General features: G+C 44.0%; 14 protein-coding genes. 1 reads left to right on the top strand and 13 read right to left on the bottom strand.

Annotated features, from left to right (window positions below; genetic code table 11):
• Position 1 precedes the first annotated feature (1 nt).
• The 3 genes from DDT91_RS01000 to DDT91_RS00990 form a co-directional block, all read right to left on the bottom strand.
• Complete coding sequence (locus DDT91_RS01000; RefSeq protein WP_187174249.1) at positions 2-1,645, bottom strand: TldD/PmbA family protein; 1,644 nt, start codon at positions 1,643-1,645, stop codon at positions 2-4.
• Between the two features lie 336 nt (positions 1,646-1,981).
• Positions 1,982-3,325, bottom strand: coding sequence for a Gfo/Idh/MocA family protein (locus DDT91_RS00995; protein ID WP_187174248.1), 1,344 nt, complete (start codon positions 3,323-3,325; stop codon positions 1,982-1,984).
• A gap of 99 nt (positions 3,326-3,424) precedes the next feature.
• A complete protein-coding gene (locus tag DDT91_RS00990) occupies positions 3,425-4,192 on the bottom strand; it encodes a DUF1080 domain-containing protein (protein WP_187174247.1) in 768 nt (255 codons plus the stop codon).
• Positions 4,193-4,328: 136 nt separating this feature from the next.
• Here DDT91_RS00990 and DDT91_RS00985 point away from each other — a divergent pair, with 136 nt between their 5' ends.
• Complete coding sequence (locus DDT91_RS00985) at positions 4,329-6,872, top strand: M14 metallopeptidase family protein (RefSeq protein WP_187174246.1); 2,544 nt, start codon at positions 4,329-4,331, stop codon at positions 6,870-6,872.
• A 297-nt stretch (positions 6,873-7,169) separates the two neighbouring features.
• Here DDT91_RS00985 and DDT91_RS20765 read toward each other — a convergent pair whose 3' ends face one another.
• The 10 genes from DDT91_RS20765 to DDT91_RS00935 all read right to left on the bottom strand — a co-directional run bounded on the left by DDT91_RS20765 (position 7,170) and on the right by DDT91_RS00935 (position 16,636).
• Entirely contained in the window at positions 7,170-7,673 is a 504-nt protein-coding gene (locus DDT91_RS20765) for an energy transducer TonB (protein ID WP_187174245.1), read from the bottom strand.
• A gap of 91 nt (positions 7,674-7,764) precedes the next feature.
• Positions 7,765-8,547: a TonB family protein gene (locus DDT91_RS00975; protein ID WP_187174244.1), complete on the bottom strand. Its 783-nt coding sequence runs from the start codon at positions 8,545-8,547 to the stop codon at positions 7,765-7,767.
• Between the two features lie 88 nt (positions 8,548-8,635).
• A complete protein-coding gene (locus DDT91_RS20555; RefSeq protein ID WP_187174243.1) occupies positions 8,636-10,057 on the bottom strand; it encodes a TonB family protein in 1,422 nt (473 codons plus the stop codon).
• Positions 10,057-10,428, bottom strand: a complete 372-nt coding sequence (locus DDT91_RS00965; protein WP_187174242.1) for a BlaI/MecI/CopY family transcriptional regulator — start codon at positions 10,426-10,428, stop codon at positions 10,057-10,059. Before DDT91_RS00965 ends, DDT91_RS20555 begins: the two co-directional genes overlap by 1 nt.
• 361 nt (positions 10,429-10,789) lie before the next feature.
• On the bottom strand, positions 10,790-11,842 hold the full coding sequence (arsB, locus tag DDT91_RS00960) for an ACR3 family arsenite efflux transporter (RefSeq protein ID WP_187174241.1): 1,053 nt from the start codon (positions 11,840-11,842) through the stop codon (positions 10,790-10,792).
• Positions 11,839-12,462 (bottom strand): protein-tyrosine-phosphatase, encoded by a 624-nt coding sequence (locus tag DDT91_RS00955; protein WP_187174240.1) that lies wholly within the window; start codon positions 12,460-12,462, stop codon positions 11,839-11,841. The genes arsB and DDT91_RS00955 overlap by 4 nt, the downstream gene beginning before the upstream one ends.
• A gap of 17 nt (positions 12,463-12,479) precedes the next feature.
• Complete coding sequence (locus DDT91_RS00950) at positions 12,480-12,953, bottom strand: DUF6428 family protein (RefSeq protein WP_187174239.1); 474 nt, start codon at positions 12,951-12,953, stop codon at positions 12,480-12,482.
• A 46-nt stretch (positions 12,954-12,999) separates the two neighbouring features.
• Positions 13,000-13,338 carry a helix-turn-helix transcriptional regulator gene (locus DDT91_RS00945; protein ID WP_187174238.1) on the bottom strand — a complete coding sequence of 113 codons (339 nt, stop codon included), beginning with the start codon at positions 13,336-13,338 and terminating at the stop codon, positions 13,000-13,002.
• A gap of 74 nt (positions 13,339-13,412) precedes the next feature.
• On the bottom strand, positions 13,413-14,249 hold the full coding sequence (locus DDT91_RS00940; RefSeq protein ID WP_187174237.1) for a DUF4249 domain-containing protein: 837 nt from the start codon (positions 14,247-14,249) through the stop codon (positions 13,413-13,415).
• Entirely contained in the window at positions 14,249-16,636 is a 2,388-nt protein-coding gene (locus DDT91_RS00935; protein WP_187174236.1) for a TonB-dependent receptor, read from the bottom strand. Before DDT91_RS00935 ends, DDT91_RS00940 begins: the two co-directional genes overlap by 1 nt.
• Positions 16,637-16,652 lie beyond the last annotated feature (16 nt).

The raw sequence follows: 16,652 nt of genomic DNA, 5'->3' as shown, positions 1-16,652 counted from the left end.
ATTAAATAGTTCTACCGGTGTTGATGACATTGACTCCGTCAAAACGGGTGGTAGGACTGCCGTGGGAAACTGCAGAAACTTGGGAAGGCTGGCCTTTTCCGTCGAAGAAAGATCCGAACAAGCGGTAATCGTCTTTGTCGCAAAGGGCCGAACAGCTGTTCCAAAACTCTTGGGTATTGGACTGATAGGCTACGTCCTCGAGCATTCCGGCGATTTGACCGTTTTTGATTTCGTAGAAAAGCTGCCCTCCAAACTGGAAGTTGTAGCGCTGCTGATCGATGGAATACGAACCTCTACCAAGAATGTAAATACCCTTCTCGATATCCTTAATCATATCGTGAGGGCTCATCTTGGCCTCACCCGGCTTGAGCGATACATTTGGCATACGCTGGAACTGCACTGAACTCCAATTATCGGCAAAGCAGCAACCGTGAGATTCCGGTTCATTGATGATTTTGGCCTGATCTCGGATAGCTTGGTAATTTACCAACACGCCGTTTTTGATCAAGTCCCACTCTTTGGTTTGTACGCCCTCATCGTCCCAACCCACATTTCCCAGGGAATTTGGCTGAGTTTTGTCAGCCACAATATTGACCAAGTCTGAACCGTACTTGAAGTTTTTGGTCTCCCACTTATCCAATGTGGCAAAGCTTGTTCCTGCATAATTGGCCTCATAACCCAAGACACGATCCAACTCCAATGGGTGACCCACTGACTCGTGAATGGTCAATCCCAAATGGTCCGGATCAAGCATCAGGTCATACTTGCCTGGAAGCACTGATTTCGCGGTTAGTTTTTCTTTGGCGTGCTTGGCAGCAGTAACTGCATCCTCTACCATGTCGTAACTGTTACGGTAGCTATTGAATCCTGCGGGATTCATGAATTTTTCAGAAGCCAAACCATCCAAATATTCGTAACCCATGCCCATCGGTGCGCTCAGTGCCTGACGGGAACGGAAGACTCCTTCCTGACGGTTGACCGCAGTCACGGTGAAGTTTGGCCAAATGCGATGAATGTCCTGATCAATGTAAGAACCGTCAGTGGAAGCGAAATACTTCTGCTCGTTGATCATGAAAAGCGCAGAATTGACAAAGGCAGCGCCATTGTCCAAGGCAGCGTTGTTGACCGAAAGCAACAAGTCGATTTTGTCCTTGACCGGTACTTCCATCGCGCTTTTCTGGATGGGAGTTTTCCAGCTGACTTCGCCGTAAGCCTTCACAGGGGCAAGCACTACGGGTTCTTTTTGGAGTTTGGAATTGGCTTTGGCGATGGCCACAGCTGTTTCCGCACACTTTTTAATCCCGTCAGGAGTCACATCGGAAGTGGCCGAAAATCCCCAAGTCCCATTGGCGATCACTCGGATCCCCACTCCAAACGACTCGGCGTTGGTGATTCCTTGGACGTTTTTCTCACGAGTAAACAGGTATTGCTGAAGGTAGCGGCCGATACGGACGTCGGTGTAGGTTGCACCCAGACTTTTGGTCGTGTTGAGTGCCACATCAGCCAAGAGCTTTTTGGCGGCAGCGTCCATGCCGGGAGCGATGAGATGCTCTGCGGCGACAGGTTTGCTGAAAGCCACCAAACTTGGGACCATCATTGCCCCCAAACCAAGCCCTGAAAGTTGAATAAAATCTCTTCTCTTCAATGGTTTGTTAGTTTATAGTTTAGGTTAATCATTCTGAATCCAAAATGTAACCCGATTCTAAGGGAATTTCAAAGGGTTTATTACAGTAGCGGGAAAATGGATTTTAAAGGAGGATTTGGAGGGAAAATCATGCTTAAAAAACATTCCACAAAAAAGCCCTCCAGAATCTCTCCGGAGGGCTCGTAAATCGTCCCCGTTAACTATCGGGGCTAAAATTGTAAATCAAGAATAAGATTTCTTTCCCGAAATGATCGGGATAGGCAGTCGCGTTGAGCATTTTGTCAGAAAACAAAGTTCTTTGGACCGCTCCTCGCTCCCGAAACCTATCGGGTGACGTTAGACCTTAGGCACATTCCAACCATTGTGATAATGGGCCTTCATCAGTGCATTGGCGTCCGCATCGGTAAACTGATTTTTGGCCGCATCCCAATAGACTTTTTTGCCGGTTTTGTAAGCAATATTTCCCATTTGGGCATTGATCGCAGCGACCGAACCGGTTTGGATGCCGCACTTGAGTTTGCTGGCATCATTGGCTGTCATGGCTTCCACAAAGTTGACCGCATGCAGATCCAAGGCGCTTGGTCCTGCAGGTCGTGTATGGGGAACTTCTTCCACTTTTGGCTTACGCTGACCGTCCACGTTTTCGGTTTCAGGGATCACTTTCCAACCACCACGATTGACGACCAAGGTCGCATTGTTTCCGATAAAGGCGATTCCTTCGGTGGTGCCGTAGTTTCCGCCATCAATTCCGGTGGCATGCTCCCAAAGCATATTGAATCCTTCGTATTCATACACAGTCTGAAGCGTATCAGGGGTCTCGGATGCATCATCCGGATAGGCAAATTTTCCACCGGAAGCCATTACTGATTTAGGAGCGCTTACGCCCATGGCATACAAGGCGATGTCGATCTCATGTACGCCCCAGTCGGTCATCAAGCCTCCTGCATAATCCCAAAACCAACGGAAATTGAAATGAAAGCGGTTGGCGTTGAATTCTCTTTTCGGTGCAGGACCCAACCACATATCGTAATCCACCCCAGCAGGCACAGGGCCATTTGGCACGACAGGAACCGGTTTCATCCAACCCTGATATGCCCAGCATTTCACCAAACGAATCTGCCCAAGTTTTCCTGATTTGACATATTGGATCGCCTGATCGTACTGTGACCCCGAACGCTGCCACTGTCCTACTTGGACGATTTTTCCGTAGCGTTCCTGAGCCTTTACCATGATTTGGCACTCTTCAATGGTATTGGCAATAGGTTTTTCTACATAGACATGCTTACCCGCAGATACCGCATCTACCATGTTCAGGCAGTGCCAATGGTCCGGAGTACCAACGATGACTACATCGATATCCTTATCCTCGAGCATTTTTCGGTAGTCCTTATATTGCTTGGGACGGGTACCTCGAAGCTTGAACACATCTTCACTTCGCTGATCGAGTACACTTTGATCGATATCACAGAGGGCAACGCAATTGACCTGGGGAATTTTGAGATGGGCATTCATGTTTGACCAGCCCATTCCTTTACAACCAATTACGCCGTAGTTGATTTGATCATTGGGACCGATAGTACGGGTAAATTTCCCGAAATCTGCAGCAGTCAGAATGGACGGCATGCTCAATCCAGCTCCCAGGAGCATGGTGTTTTGTATAAATTTTCTTCTTGAAGACATGATTGTTATTGGATTAATGGTTATTGGGAGAAAAGTGAAATTTCGGATTTGGGATTTCGGACGTCGGAAGATCCGAAATCAACCATCCGAAATCCGAAATCACAACGGTCTTACCCAAATATTTCTGAATCTTACCGGATTACCATGATCCTGAAGTTTGATCGGTAAAGCTTCTGCATGAGCTTTATAGTTAGGAATTCCGATGTACTCGGTTGGGCCTTTGAGGATCACGTTGTTTTGTACCACTACTCCATTGATCAACACAGTAACCGTAGCTGGAGAGGTCAACATTCCGTTTTTGTCAAATCGGGGAGCTTTGAAAATGATGTCATAGTAGTTCCACTCTCCCGGAGCTCTCAGCGGATTGACCAGAGGTGGATATTGCTTGTAAATCGAACCTGCCTGACCGTTGGTGTAGGTTTTGCTTTCGTAGCTGTCAAGGATTTGAACTTCATACATGCCCATCAGGAAAAATCCTGAATTACCCCTTCCTTGACCTTCACCTACTATTTCGGTGGGAGCAGACCATTCTACATGGTATTGGGCATCTCCAAAAGGAAGCTTGGACTGAATATCACCTTTACCTTTTACTACTACCAATTCCCCATTTTCGATTTTCCATTCAGCTGGGCTATTGCCATCTTTTGCAGACACAAAATTGTTCAGGCTGCTGCCGTCAAACAGTACGATGGCATCGGAAGGAGGCAGATTGTTTTGGGCTCCCGGAGCGATTTTGGGAGGTACAGGCGTGTAAAATTCCGTAGCCTGAGGAGGCATTGGCGGAGGAGTTGGGTTTTGTTGGGCGTTTGATAATTGGCTAATAATCAAGCCACTTGTCATCAAAGCCAGGGTCAAAAGTTTCTTCATGGTACAATAGATTATTTTAGGAATTAGTACTAAGCTAATAAATTACAGGAAAAAAGGCGTGAAACGGAAAGCCGTTGATGGATTTTTGATGGATTTGCCCAAATCCTTTTCTACTTTTCATAAAAAAATCATCAGAATGAAAAGACCTTTACTTGGATTGATTTTCGGCTTTTTATTGACCTTACAAGTCTTTGCCCAAGAGGAATACTATTTCCCCGGTGAAAAATTTGATCCCGCTATCCCCTCTCCTTCCCAGTTTTTGGGTTACCCGATCGGAGATTGGCACACACGCTATGACCTGATCGTGAAGTACTTCGAAAAGCTCGATCAGCTCAGCGAAACCGCCAAACTGCAAACCATCGGCTACACCCATGAGCACAGACCGAAGGTCATCCTAACTATCGCTTCTGCTAAAAACATGGGGAATCTGGAGCAAATCCGCCAAAAGCAGCTTCAACTGGCAGATCCATCTCAGCCAAAGCCTGCTATAGCCGATATGCCTTCGATCATTCACTTGGGATATGGTGTACACGGAAATGAACCTTCCTCTGCCGAAGCAGCCATGCTGACCGCCTATTGGCTGATGGCTTCACAGTCTGATCTGGCAAAAAATCTCAGAGAAAATTCAGTCGTACACATCGACCCGACTCTGAATCCAGACGGACGCGACCGACACAGCCTTTGGGCTAATTCCAACAAAGGCTTCCCTCCCGTAGCTGATCCATTGGATCGCGAGCACAACGAAGCTTGGCCAAATGGTCGAACCAATCACTACTGGTTTGACCTAAACCGCGACTGGTTACCACTCGCTCATCCCGAATCAAAAGTAAAAGTGGAATGGTACCATCAGTGGTATCCCAACGTGACCACGGATTTCCACGAAATGGGCACCAACAGCACCTATTTCTTCGAACCCACCAAGCCTTACGGTTCCGAAAACCCGGTGGTACCGAGAAAAAATTACGACGATATCAATCCCCGCTTCGCCAAATATTTCGCCAAATACATGGACGAGATCGGAAGCCTATATTGGACCAAAGAAGTTTTTGACAACAGCTACCCAGGCTATGGTTCGACCTATCCAGATATTCATGGTGGATTGGGATTGGTATTTGAAACCGCTAGTTCTCGCGGGCATGTGCAAAGCAGTCAGCGGGGTGACATCACCTTTGCATTCACCATTCGAAACCATGTGGTGAATTCACTCGCCACGATGGAAGCCTCTTTGGACAATCGGGAATACATGCATGAGTACCTAAGAGAGTTTTTCCAAACTGCGGTGGCGGAAGGAGCCAAAGATCCTGCGAAAAACTATGTTTTTGGAGACGAATTTGATGAAAGTAGAAACCGACTTTTTGTGCAATTCCTTTTGGACCACAAGATCAAAGTCTATGAAAACACAGCCGACTTAACTGCTTCTGGCCAGTCGTTTAAAAAAGGAAAATCCTGGGTGGTTCCTACCAATCAGCCCCAATACCGTATGGTGCGGACCATGTTTGAGTATGTGAAAGAGTTTGCGGACTCGGTATTTTACGATGCTTCAGCTTGGACCATGGCCGCGGCCTATGGGATGCCTTTTGCGGCGGCACCAACGGCAAAAGCTGGTAGCCAAATTTCAGAAATCAAAGCTCCTGTTTTTTCTTTCCCTGAAGGAAAAGCCTACGCTTACCTGATCGATTGGTCGGATTACTATGCGCCCAAAATGCTTTTTGATCTGCAAAAAGCAGGTATCCATGTGGAATCGATTCACAGACCATTTTCCTCCCAAACACAAGACGGAAAAGTGGATTTCCCGGCGGGTACCCTGATGATTCCGATGGGCTTTCAAAAGCTTAAAGCCGAGGAAGTCAGTGCTAAAATCAAGGAATTAGCCGCCAAAAATGCACAGAAAGTTTATGCTGTACAGACCGGATTAAACCTCAGCGGCATTGATTTGGGGTCTAATTTGGTTTCAGCCGTGCAGCAGCCCAAAGTGATCATGATGGTCGGTTTGGGTATCAACGCCACCGAAGCCGGAGAAATCTGGAACTTGCTTGATCAGCATTTCAGCATGCCGATTACCAAAGTGAATATGGAACAATTTGGGCGTGTCAACCTTCACCAATACAACACGCTGATCCTTCCTTCAGGCAATTACAATTCACTTTCCGAAGGACAAGTCAATCACCTCAAAGACTGGGTGAATCGAGGCGGCACCATCATTTCCATGAAAAGCGCCTCACTTTGGCTCAATCAAAAAGGAATCACCAAAGAAGAAGCCGTGAAACTCGAAAAAGAGGAACAAGAGCCTGCCGCTCTTCCATTCAGTGTGAGAAATGACTTCGAAGGAGCAAAAGAAGTAGGTGGAAGTATTTATCTGGCAGAAATGGATTTGACTCATCCGATCGCTTATGGCTATCATCGGAAAAATCTGCCGGTGTACAGAAATACGGACATCTTCATCAAACCATCAGCAGACAAATACCTGACTCCGATCAAGTATACGTCAAATCCTCATTTAGGAGGCTACATTTCAAAAACGAATCTGGAAAAGCTCAAGCAAAGTGCCGGAGTGGTGATCTCTCCTTCCGGTCAAGGTCGTGTGGTACACTTCTTTGACAGCCCCAACTTTAGAGGCACTTGGTTTGGTACCAACAAGCTATTTTTGAATGCCATTTTCCATGGGGATAATATGGATTAAGAAATTTGAGATTGGAAAAAAAGCCGCTGAATGAGGAATCCAGCGGCTTTTTGCTTTTTATGGTTGGTGATTTCTTGAATTACCAGTTTTGCTTTTGCAAAAATGAAGGTGCAAGAAAACAGAGATTTTGCGCATTCATTCGTGCAGTTAAAGATTAATTTGAAAAAAGAAAAGCGTATCAGTTCGAGCTGAGTCGAGAACCTTTCGACTTCGAGACGCTAATCTCCCAGGTTCTCATTGCAGCCACGATACTCTCTTTGGTAGAAATTTAAGTTGGTCTAGTTTCCAAAAAGCCAATCAGCTCAATTTAAATCGAATTGGCAATCTCATTCTACAATTCACTACTCTGTCTTTCTGCTTGGCAGGTTCCCAGTTGGGCGCATTGTTCAACAGTCTGATTACTTCTTCATCCGCACCGCCTCCGATTCCTCTAAGAATCTCAGGATTTGAGATGGTTCCGTCGGAATTGATCACAAAAACAGCAATGACTGTTCCTTCGATTCCCATTTTTTTCGCTTCAGCCGGATAGTTGAGATTATTCGTCAGGTAGGCATTCCAGGCTTCCATCCCTCCAATAGGTTTTGGCTGTACTTCAGTGACATCGAAAATTTCTTTTCCGTCTTTGCCCACATCCGTAATTCGGGCGGCGATGTTAGTTGGTCCCATACTGGGTTTGGCGGCCACCTGAGTTGGACCCTCGATTTCCTCTGCCTGATCGATTTGGCAGGAAGAAAAGGTGACTCCAAGTCCTAACACGGAGACTAGAGCCATGTGCTTGATTTTGATTAGATTGTTTTTCATTGGTGTATAGAATTAAGGTTAAATTTTGAACATACTATCCCCAGTCCATCCGTTTTTAGGAATGGAAAATGGGTTTTAAACTGCTTACAGATTACTTGAAAGAGGATGAGGAAGAATAGCCAACCACCACAAAATGCTTTCCATATTCCTCTGCGATGGCTTTTTCCTTCATTCTTTTGGAGAGGTCTTCTGGCTTATCCGAATCGACTCGAAATAGGATTGGCACTCGCATTCTTGCCTGGACGGGTTGACCATTTTGTTTGGCAGGAATCCAATCCGGGGCACTTGATATCACCCTTATCACTTCTTGATCGCACTCGCCTCCGATTCCTCTTAACAATTCGACATCCTTGATTTTTCCATCTGTGCCGACATTAAAGGCTACCACCACTACTCCCTGCACTCCAGCCTTCCGGTCATTTGCCGGATACATAATATTCCTGGCGATGTATTTATGCCATTCTTCTCTTCCTGAAATAGGCTGTGGGGCTTCATCCACCTGATCAAGGAGTTGATACGATGGTTCGGATTTAGTAAGAACAGGGTCCTTCGTTTGGGTAAGCCGCACGATGACCGGTGCATCAGCGTCTTTCACCTCTACTTCCTGACTGTCATACCCTATATAGGAAATCACCAAAACGGTCGGCAAGGATGGAACTTGAAGTAAAAAGTTGCCTGACCTATCCGACGCTGTTCCTGTGGTACTTTTCTTGATCAAAATTGCAGCGCCTTGAATGATTTCTTCCTGATCATTCATTACCGATCCGGTAATTCTGATAGAGTTTGAAGTGGTCTGAGAGATGACAGGATGGATTAGACCAAAACTAAGAATCCAAAAAAGGCTCCAAATTGATGGTTTATGAATTACAATCATGGCTTATATTTTAGGTTAATTATGATATGATCATTTAGTAAGTCGTAAAGCAAAGTAAACGATAGATGAAAATCGATTTAGGACTTGTTTATTGATTGGATAAATAACCTATGACTGAAATTCGGTCTAGGTACCCTTGCGAAGGCAATTGAATATCGGAAATATTGTGTTCGATTGGAGGAGTAATTCCCTTTTCAAGCCTGAATCGGATAGGAAGTCTCATTCGGGTTTTCACAGCTCTTCCTTTTTGTTTTCCAGGTTCCCATCTTGGTGCATTTTCTACTACCCTCACAGCCTCTTGGTCCGCACCTCCTCCTATTCCCCGAAGGATTTCAACATTCTGGATGGAACCGTCAATATTAATTTCAAATACAACAATCACTGTTCCTTCCACACCATTTTTTCTAGCTTCAAGTGGATATCTGAGGTTTGTCGAAAGATATTCATTCCAACCTTTCATTCCACCTGATGGATTAGGCATTTCTTCCACCACATCAAAAACCTCATCTGGCTCTTCTGTGATCAAAACCGGATTGATTTTTTGAACTTCATCTTCAGGTAAAGAAGGTGCAGGCTCTTCAATCGAAGGGACTTCCATAATTTTTGGAAAATCATCAACTAATTCCGCCGTAGAAACCGAAGGGAGTAATTCTTTATTTTCGAAGGAAAACAAAAAAAGAAGTAATCCCAGTAAAGGAACCAAGGCCAAAAATCGAAGTTTCTGAACAGCTGAGGACTTACCCTTTGCCATCATGATGATTCTCTTTTTGGTCTGAAACTGATTGAAATTATTCATGAATTGCCAACCGGGCTTGGCGGAAATTAGCCTTAGCAAAAGGGTGGCGTATTCTTTCGGAGCAAAATAAGTAGTAACCCCCTGATCCGCCTGATATTCGTGCACTTCTCTCAATGACCTTTCAAAAAGATATATCAAAGGATTAAACCAAAAGATAACCTTAGCAAAATTCACCAACAACAAATCCCAAGAGTGCCTGTACATCACGTGCATGGATTCATGAAGTATGATTTGTTTTTGGGCTGGATCTTCAGGATCAAAGCTTGGCATCAGAATATACTTGAAGAAAGAGGCTGGCACAAAATCAGGATGCAAGGCTATCAGATGGCTACCGTGTTTGACTTTATGGGCTTTGCCAATCAGTCTTTGGGATACCGCAAATCCAACTAGTAGCCTTGCAGCCATTAGTAAAGCACCTAGTAGGTAGGCGCCAATCAGTAAATTATGCCATTTAGGAATTTGATAGGAAGTCAAAGACTCTTGTTCACCTACCTGAAATACCGGAAGTGTCATTTCCCTGACTACATCTCCCCCTCCAATCCCCATATACTCAATTGAAATAAAAGGGATTATAAAAGAGCCAATTAATAGGAGCAACAAAATGGCCCGGTTCAATGCAAAAAAAGTCAGCTCACTCAAGGCAAACCTGTAGATCAACAAAGTCAGCCCCAAACAAACAGATACTTCAAGTAGGTAAATAAGTCCTGATTCCATTATTTGGAAGGTTTATCCATCTTATCTATCAAATCCTGCAACTCATTAATTTCTTTTTCTGAGATGTTTTTTTCCTTAACCATGAAGGAGAGAAAATTCCCCACCGAACCCCCAAAGAAGGTTGAAACCAATCGATTGATGCTTTTTTTGCTGTAGTCTTCCTGATTGACTATCGGCTTGTAGATATTCACCGTGCCATACATACGGTGACTGAGATACCCCTTACGCTCCAAATTCCGAATGGTGGAGGCCAAGGTAGTGTAGGGTGGTTTTGGATCTGCCAACTGATCTAAAACATCCCGTATTAAAAGCTCTCCTTGCTTCCAAAACAAGCTCATGATTTCTTCTTCATGCTGATTTAACTCTTCCATAGGTGATACTTTAAGTGGTTTTCTTGCTATTACGAATATTTAGTAATTCTACGGTTTTGATTTTTCAATTGCAAGAAGTTTTAAAAAAAAATTATGGATATACGGAACTTTGCCAGTAGCTTTCTTCTAAGGTCAATTGAACCCATAAAAGCCAATTCTTTGATTTCTTCGGACTTCCGTCACTCGTGCTGAGCTTGTCAAAGTATCGGAGGCTCTGCTGAGCGTAGTCGAATCATCACCCCCAAAATCAGGGAAATATTCGTCTACTGGCAGAATAGCGTACAATCAGAAAAAAATTATAGCCATCTACTAAAAAAAAACTGAAAATCTCAACCGGCTTTAAGAATTCGATGAGGGAGAATCATTTTTTGATGTTAACGGGGTAAAACCTCTCCTTCCATCGAAATGCAACCTTAACCAAAAAGATTAAGGCCGGAACTTCGACCAAGGGACCAATAACACCTGCAAAAGCCTGTCCTGAATTCAAGCCAAAAACGGCAATAGACACTGCGATAGCCAATTCAAAGTTATTTCCCGCCGCAGTAAAGGAAATGGCTGCATTCTGATCATAAGTTGCTCCCATGGCTTTGCTGAAAAAGAAACCAAGTACAAACATGACCAAGAAATAAACCAACAAAGGCAGGGCAATCCTCAATACATCTCCGGGTATCTGTACGATCAACTCTCCTTTCAGTGAAAACATTACCATAATGGTAAACAACAATGCCAATAAGGTAACTGGCCCTATTTTGGGTAAAAACACCTGCTTATACCAAGTTTCGCTTTTAAGCTTTGGCAATATCAACCTGCTTCCTAATCCAGCCAAGAAAGGAATTCCCAAGTAAATCGCAACACTTTCGGCAATGGTTTCTATGGAAACATCAATGATAGCCCCCTCAAAGCCAAACAAAGGAGGTAGTTTGGTGATAAAAAGCCAGGCATAAAAGCTATATCCAAACACTTGAAAAATACTGTTGAGTGCAACCAAACCTGCGCCATATTCTGAACTGCCTTCTGCCAGATCATTCCAGACCAATACCATGGCAATACACCTCGCCAAACCGATCAAAATCAATCCTACCATATACTCCGGGTAATCACGAAGGAAAATAATGGCCAAGGCAAACATCAACAGGGGACCTACCACCCAATTAAGGATCAAAGAAATGCTCAGAATCTTGACGTTTTTAAACACTTTGGGCAAAAGCCGATAGTCCACCTTTGCCAAAGGTGGATACATCATCAATATCAGGCCAATTGCAATCGGAATATTGGTAGTCCCGCTGCTAAAGGAATCAATTTGGTCAGCAAAAGAAGGGAAGAAGTAGCCTATTCCTACCCCGATACCCATGGCTAAAAATATCCACAGCGTAAGATTCCGATCCAGAAATCCCAATTTCTTCTTTTTACTCATAACGCCTCTTTGACTTTTTGGAAAATCAGAAAAAGCTCAGCTCCAATCTGATGTGAGCGCTCGGAATACATCTTTTCCTCCAGATCGGTACCATCAAACGCTTTGGGATCCTCGAAACGCAAGGGTATTCTTACCTCAGCTCCTGGAATAAAAGGACAGTTTTCGTCTGCATGATCACAGGTCATCACTGCTGCAAATCCTTTTTGAGCATTGATCGCATCATCATAAACTTTTGAGAAAGTAATGATAGGATCCGATTCTTCACCATGAAACACAAAATAGACAGGATTACCTTCTCCTTTTTGCACTACTTTGAACCCATCTCTTCGAATGGCCGACACAGCACGCTCATTGAACGCGGTCACCTCCACTCCTCCTGAGTAGCAGAAAGCCTCTATTCCATAATAATCCGCTGCAGTCTGCGCCCAAATCTGAGAGAATTGACTTCTCCGACTGTTGTGTGTGCAGATAAAATTCAAGCGAAGTTCCTCCCCGTTTTTGATTTTGTCTAAAATATAAGCCACCATGCTTTCAATCACAGGCATTCGTTCGGCAGGAATCGATGCTATGGGCAAAGCCTCAATCGTCTTCTGCAGAGCAGGGAAAAATGATTTTTTCATAGAAACGAGGTTAAAAATTAACAACAGCCTGAATTTGGAGTGCAGCCACCTGCTGCAGCTGCCTGCATATCTGAAAGTCTGATTTTTGGTTTCTGAGCAGGAATCCCGCATTTATCCTTAGCAAGACAATCCGTCATTTTTTTGGTTAACACAAAGGCTTCACCGTTAAATTCAAGACCATATTTCCCGATGGTATCCCCTTGGTATTCTACCTCGACGTCCAAATCTTCCAGTCCTAACACCCGCTCAGAGAGCTCAATGATATCCAATAGTTTCTTGGCCCCCAATCGGTGATCATAGTCTCCATCCTCCCAAAGCTGGAAATTGATGGATTTTTCATCACGGAGAGTTCCTCCGCAATCGATGAATCTTTTATTCACCTGGCCGATTTCTGTAATGTGGAAATGTGCGGGTACAGAAGTACCATCAGGCAATAAGAAGGTCAATTGGCTCAAGGCCGGAAGCTGGGATTTGATTTGAGAAAGTTTCATAAGGATTGAATTATTGCAATATTACGATTGATTTGAATAAATTTTTTTAGCAGCATTCTCCGGAGGAACAGGACTGAGTAAGCTGGTCAAAAAGACCATTAAAATAGCCCCTGACTTCCTCCCATTTTTCTTCATTAAGACAATAATTAATGGAAACCCCTTCAATGGACCCTTTGATCAACCCCAACTCTTTCAATTCTCTTAAATGTTGGGAAATGGTGGCTTGAGCAAGACCTAGCTCCTGAACCAAAGTCCCGTTGATACAAGATTTGGACTTTGCCAAATACTGCAAAATGGCAATCCTCGCCGGATGGGCAAAGGCTTTTGCCAGTTGAGCCAATTCATTTTGCTCTGAGGTGAAAAGATCTGTTTTTGTGATCCCCATAATTACATTGCAATATTACGATGAATAAAAATAAGTATCCAAACACATTCGATGTTTTTTTATTATTTTATTCCTCAATCGTATTTTGCTTGAATCACTATTGTTCTGCTCAACACGGGAGATACCACAAAATATCCTAGAACTTGAGAATCCCCTTGAACCACTTTGATGTTGGACTCGGGATTTTGAGGAGGTGGACTAAACAAGCCTCCGTCATTGAAAAGTAAATTCACGAGCTGATTGAGGTAATCAAAAGCATCCCTGTTTAACCGGTAAAGCTCGAGCCTGACGCGATCATTTTCCTGAAACGCATAGCCCAACTCCAATCCCTCTTCAAAAAACCTCAGACCAAAGGTATCATCGAAAAGTAAGTAATCCTCTCTCTGATTTTTCAAAGTATCATTTTCGATGACCCGGATTCGATAGTTGTTATTTTCGGTAAAAGGAATTTTCCCATACACCTTGATGTAATATCCTTCCTCTCTGAACAATCGTTCCTCTTCAAACTTCCAGGTGACGCTATCCACAATGGGAGCTTCCAACATCACACCTGAGGATTGATATACCTGATCCTGCCATAAGACATTTAGTTCATAAGTCTCCCCTACTCTTGCTCTTTCGGATGGATTTGGCCGGTAGGAGTTTGATGAATCGATGTAACGAAAAGGAATGATCCTTCCGGAGCTTTTCACACGGACAAAAACCTGAGCATCTTTGATGATCTCCTGATCAAGGGAATCATAATAGTTTTTGGAAAGTGCTATTTTCACTTCATTGTAAATGCCTTGATCCGTCCACAAAGCCTCTATCACAGGTATCCTTTGATCCTTCTGGTCCAATGGCAAAAAGACTTCTTCCTGACAGGAAAAGTAGAGCAAACTCAAAAGCAAAAAGGTCCAACTTTTTCTCATCAGAATTGAAAATTGTAAGTAATAGATGGCAGAAAGGTAAATAGGTAAGTCATCACTACTCCGGGGCGGGCGGAAGTAATTTCTCCGTCCGAAATAGAGAAGTTGATGTCGTTATTAAAAATGGTTCGGAACTCATAGGCGAAAGGATTTTTCCTTCCGTACAAATTATAAATGCTAAAATTCCAGCTCCCTCTCCATTTTCTGCCTTTATCGGGATTTTTCCAAGTGACAGAAGCGTCCATCCGGTGATAATCAGGGAAGCGGTTGGTGTTTCTGAAATCAGAATATAAGGGTACCGTCTGATTATCTACCATATAAGATCCTACCGGAAATGAAACGGCCTGACCGATGGTATAAACGAACGTCAAACCTGCCGTCCAAGAGGGAGAAAACTCATGATTGAGCACCAAGGTCACATCATGTGGGCGATCAAAGCGAGGATTGTAAGGTTGGTTGAGACTGATTCCATCAATCTGCCTCCAAGCCCTTGACCAAGTATAAGCCAACCATCCCGTCGTCTTTCCGATATTTTTTCGAAGTAAAAATTCAAGCCCATACGCCCAGCCATTTCCAGTCAAAATTTCAGTTTCCACCTGATCGGTAAATAGCACTTGGGCACCATTTCTTAAGTCAATTACATTTCTAAGGTCTTTGTAATATCCCTCCAAGGAAACTTCCCAGCGGTTTTGATCAAAATTATGAAACAAACCCAGTGAAATCTGATCACTTCGAATCGGCTTCACGTATTTACCGGCCAGTATCCAGCGGTCGATAGGTAGCCCTGCCGAACTGTTGGATGCAATCTGTACATACTGAAAGTTTCGATTGAAAGCCAATTTCATGGAAAACTCCGGATTGATCAGGTATCGAAAGGCAATTCTGGGTTCAAGTCCCTGATAAAATTGCATGTTTTCAAATGAAGCAAAAGCAACCGAATCCACGGCATCTATATCACGGTCAGGAAGGTTGTCCGGATAAAGGTATTGAGTCCCTTTACCCACCTGATTGAAAAGTCCCCATCGAAGCCCAGTTTCCGTGCTTAGGCGGGGTGAAATTTCATAACTGATTCCTGCAAAGAGATTATTCAGGATTCCTTGTACTGGACTGGTAGTAATCGGTGAGATAGCGCTTCCCTCCGCTGGAATAAGGTCTATTGGCGCAAACCGATAAAATTGACTGTGAAATCCCCAATTGACTGTCGCCTTTTTGTCCAAGATCCTAGTCCAATCCGCTTTCAAGCCCGATTCTGAGAGTGCATTTTTCCACTCAAACCCGTTGTCTGGATCCACCAAATCCACTCGGTATTGATATCGGGAGTGATAGGCCTGCAAGTCAAAAAAAGAGGTTTCCGAATTCACCCGATTCCAATTGAGTGCACTTACCCAATTGGTCCAGCCCAAACCGAATTGGTCATCCAGCCCCAGAAAATCACTCCCCTGATAGGTACTCACAGAAAGCTTGTCTTTTTCTCCTAACACAAATGAAAATTTTCCGCTTAAATCATGAAAATTCAGTTTGTTGTTGTTGAGGTTGGGATCAGAGGAAAGCTTCAAAAACAAATCTGCATAGGTCCTTCGGGCACTGACGATGAAACTGGAGTTTTTCCCAAAAAGTGGCCCGTCCAAAGTCAGTCTTGAAGAAATGCTACCAATACCTCCCTCTCCGTGGATTTGATTTTTTCCTCCTTCGCGGAGGCTGACATCGATCAGGGAAGAAGCTCTTCCTCCAAATCGGGATGGCATATTTCCTTTGTACAAGTCCACATTTTTTAAAGCATCCGGATTGAATACTGAAAAAATCCCAAAAAAGTGGGAGGCATTATATACTGGAGCTCCGTCCAGCTGAACGAGATTTTGATCAGCGGAACCGCCCCTTACGAAGAGTCCGGTCGTCCCCTCGCCCGCCGTTTGCACACCTGGAAGAAGTTGAAGACTTCGGAGTAAGTCAACTTCCCCAAAGAGTGCCGGGATATTTTTGATGGTCTCAATAGGGACAGAGGCCTTCCCAATTTCCAGATTTTTTACCTGTTCATCAGGTCTTCGCTCTTGAATGATGACTTCCTGGAGAGAAAGCTCCTCTGGTTTTAAAAAAAATTTAAGTGGTTTATCGGCCTCTTTTGGGTTGATGATCCGCTCGGACCTTTCATATCCCACATAAGAAATGATAAGCTTGGAGGGTAAAACCGTTGATTCAATCTGAAATTTTCCTTCGATATCTGTAATCGATCCTTTTGAGATTTGTCCTTCCCAGTAGACACTTGCTCCGATCAGCGGTTCAGAGTTGACCGCATCCAAAACCTGTCCTTGCACGATTTTCCCTGATTGTGAAAATGCCTGAATTCCAAAGGAAAAGGAAACTAACAAGGTCAAAACTCGCAAAAAAGGCATGAATTGGGTTTTTAAT

The sequence above is a fragment of the Algoriphagus sp. AK58 genome (assembly GCF_014324365.1).
Classification (GTDB): domain Bacteria; phylum Bacteroidota; class Bacteroidia; order Cytophagales; family Cyclobacteriaceae; genus Algoriphagus.
The sequence above is the reverse complement of the archived record's forward strand: the minus strand, read 5'-3'. Positions and strand labels throughout refer to the sequence as shown.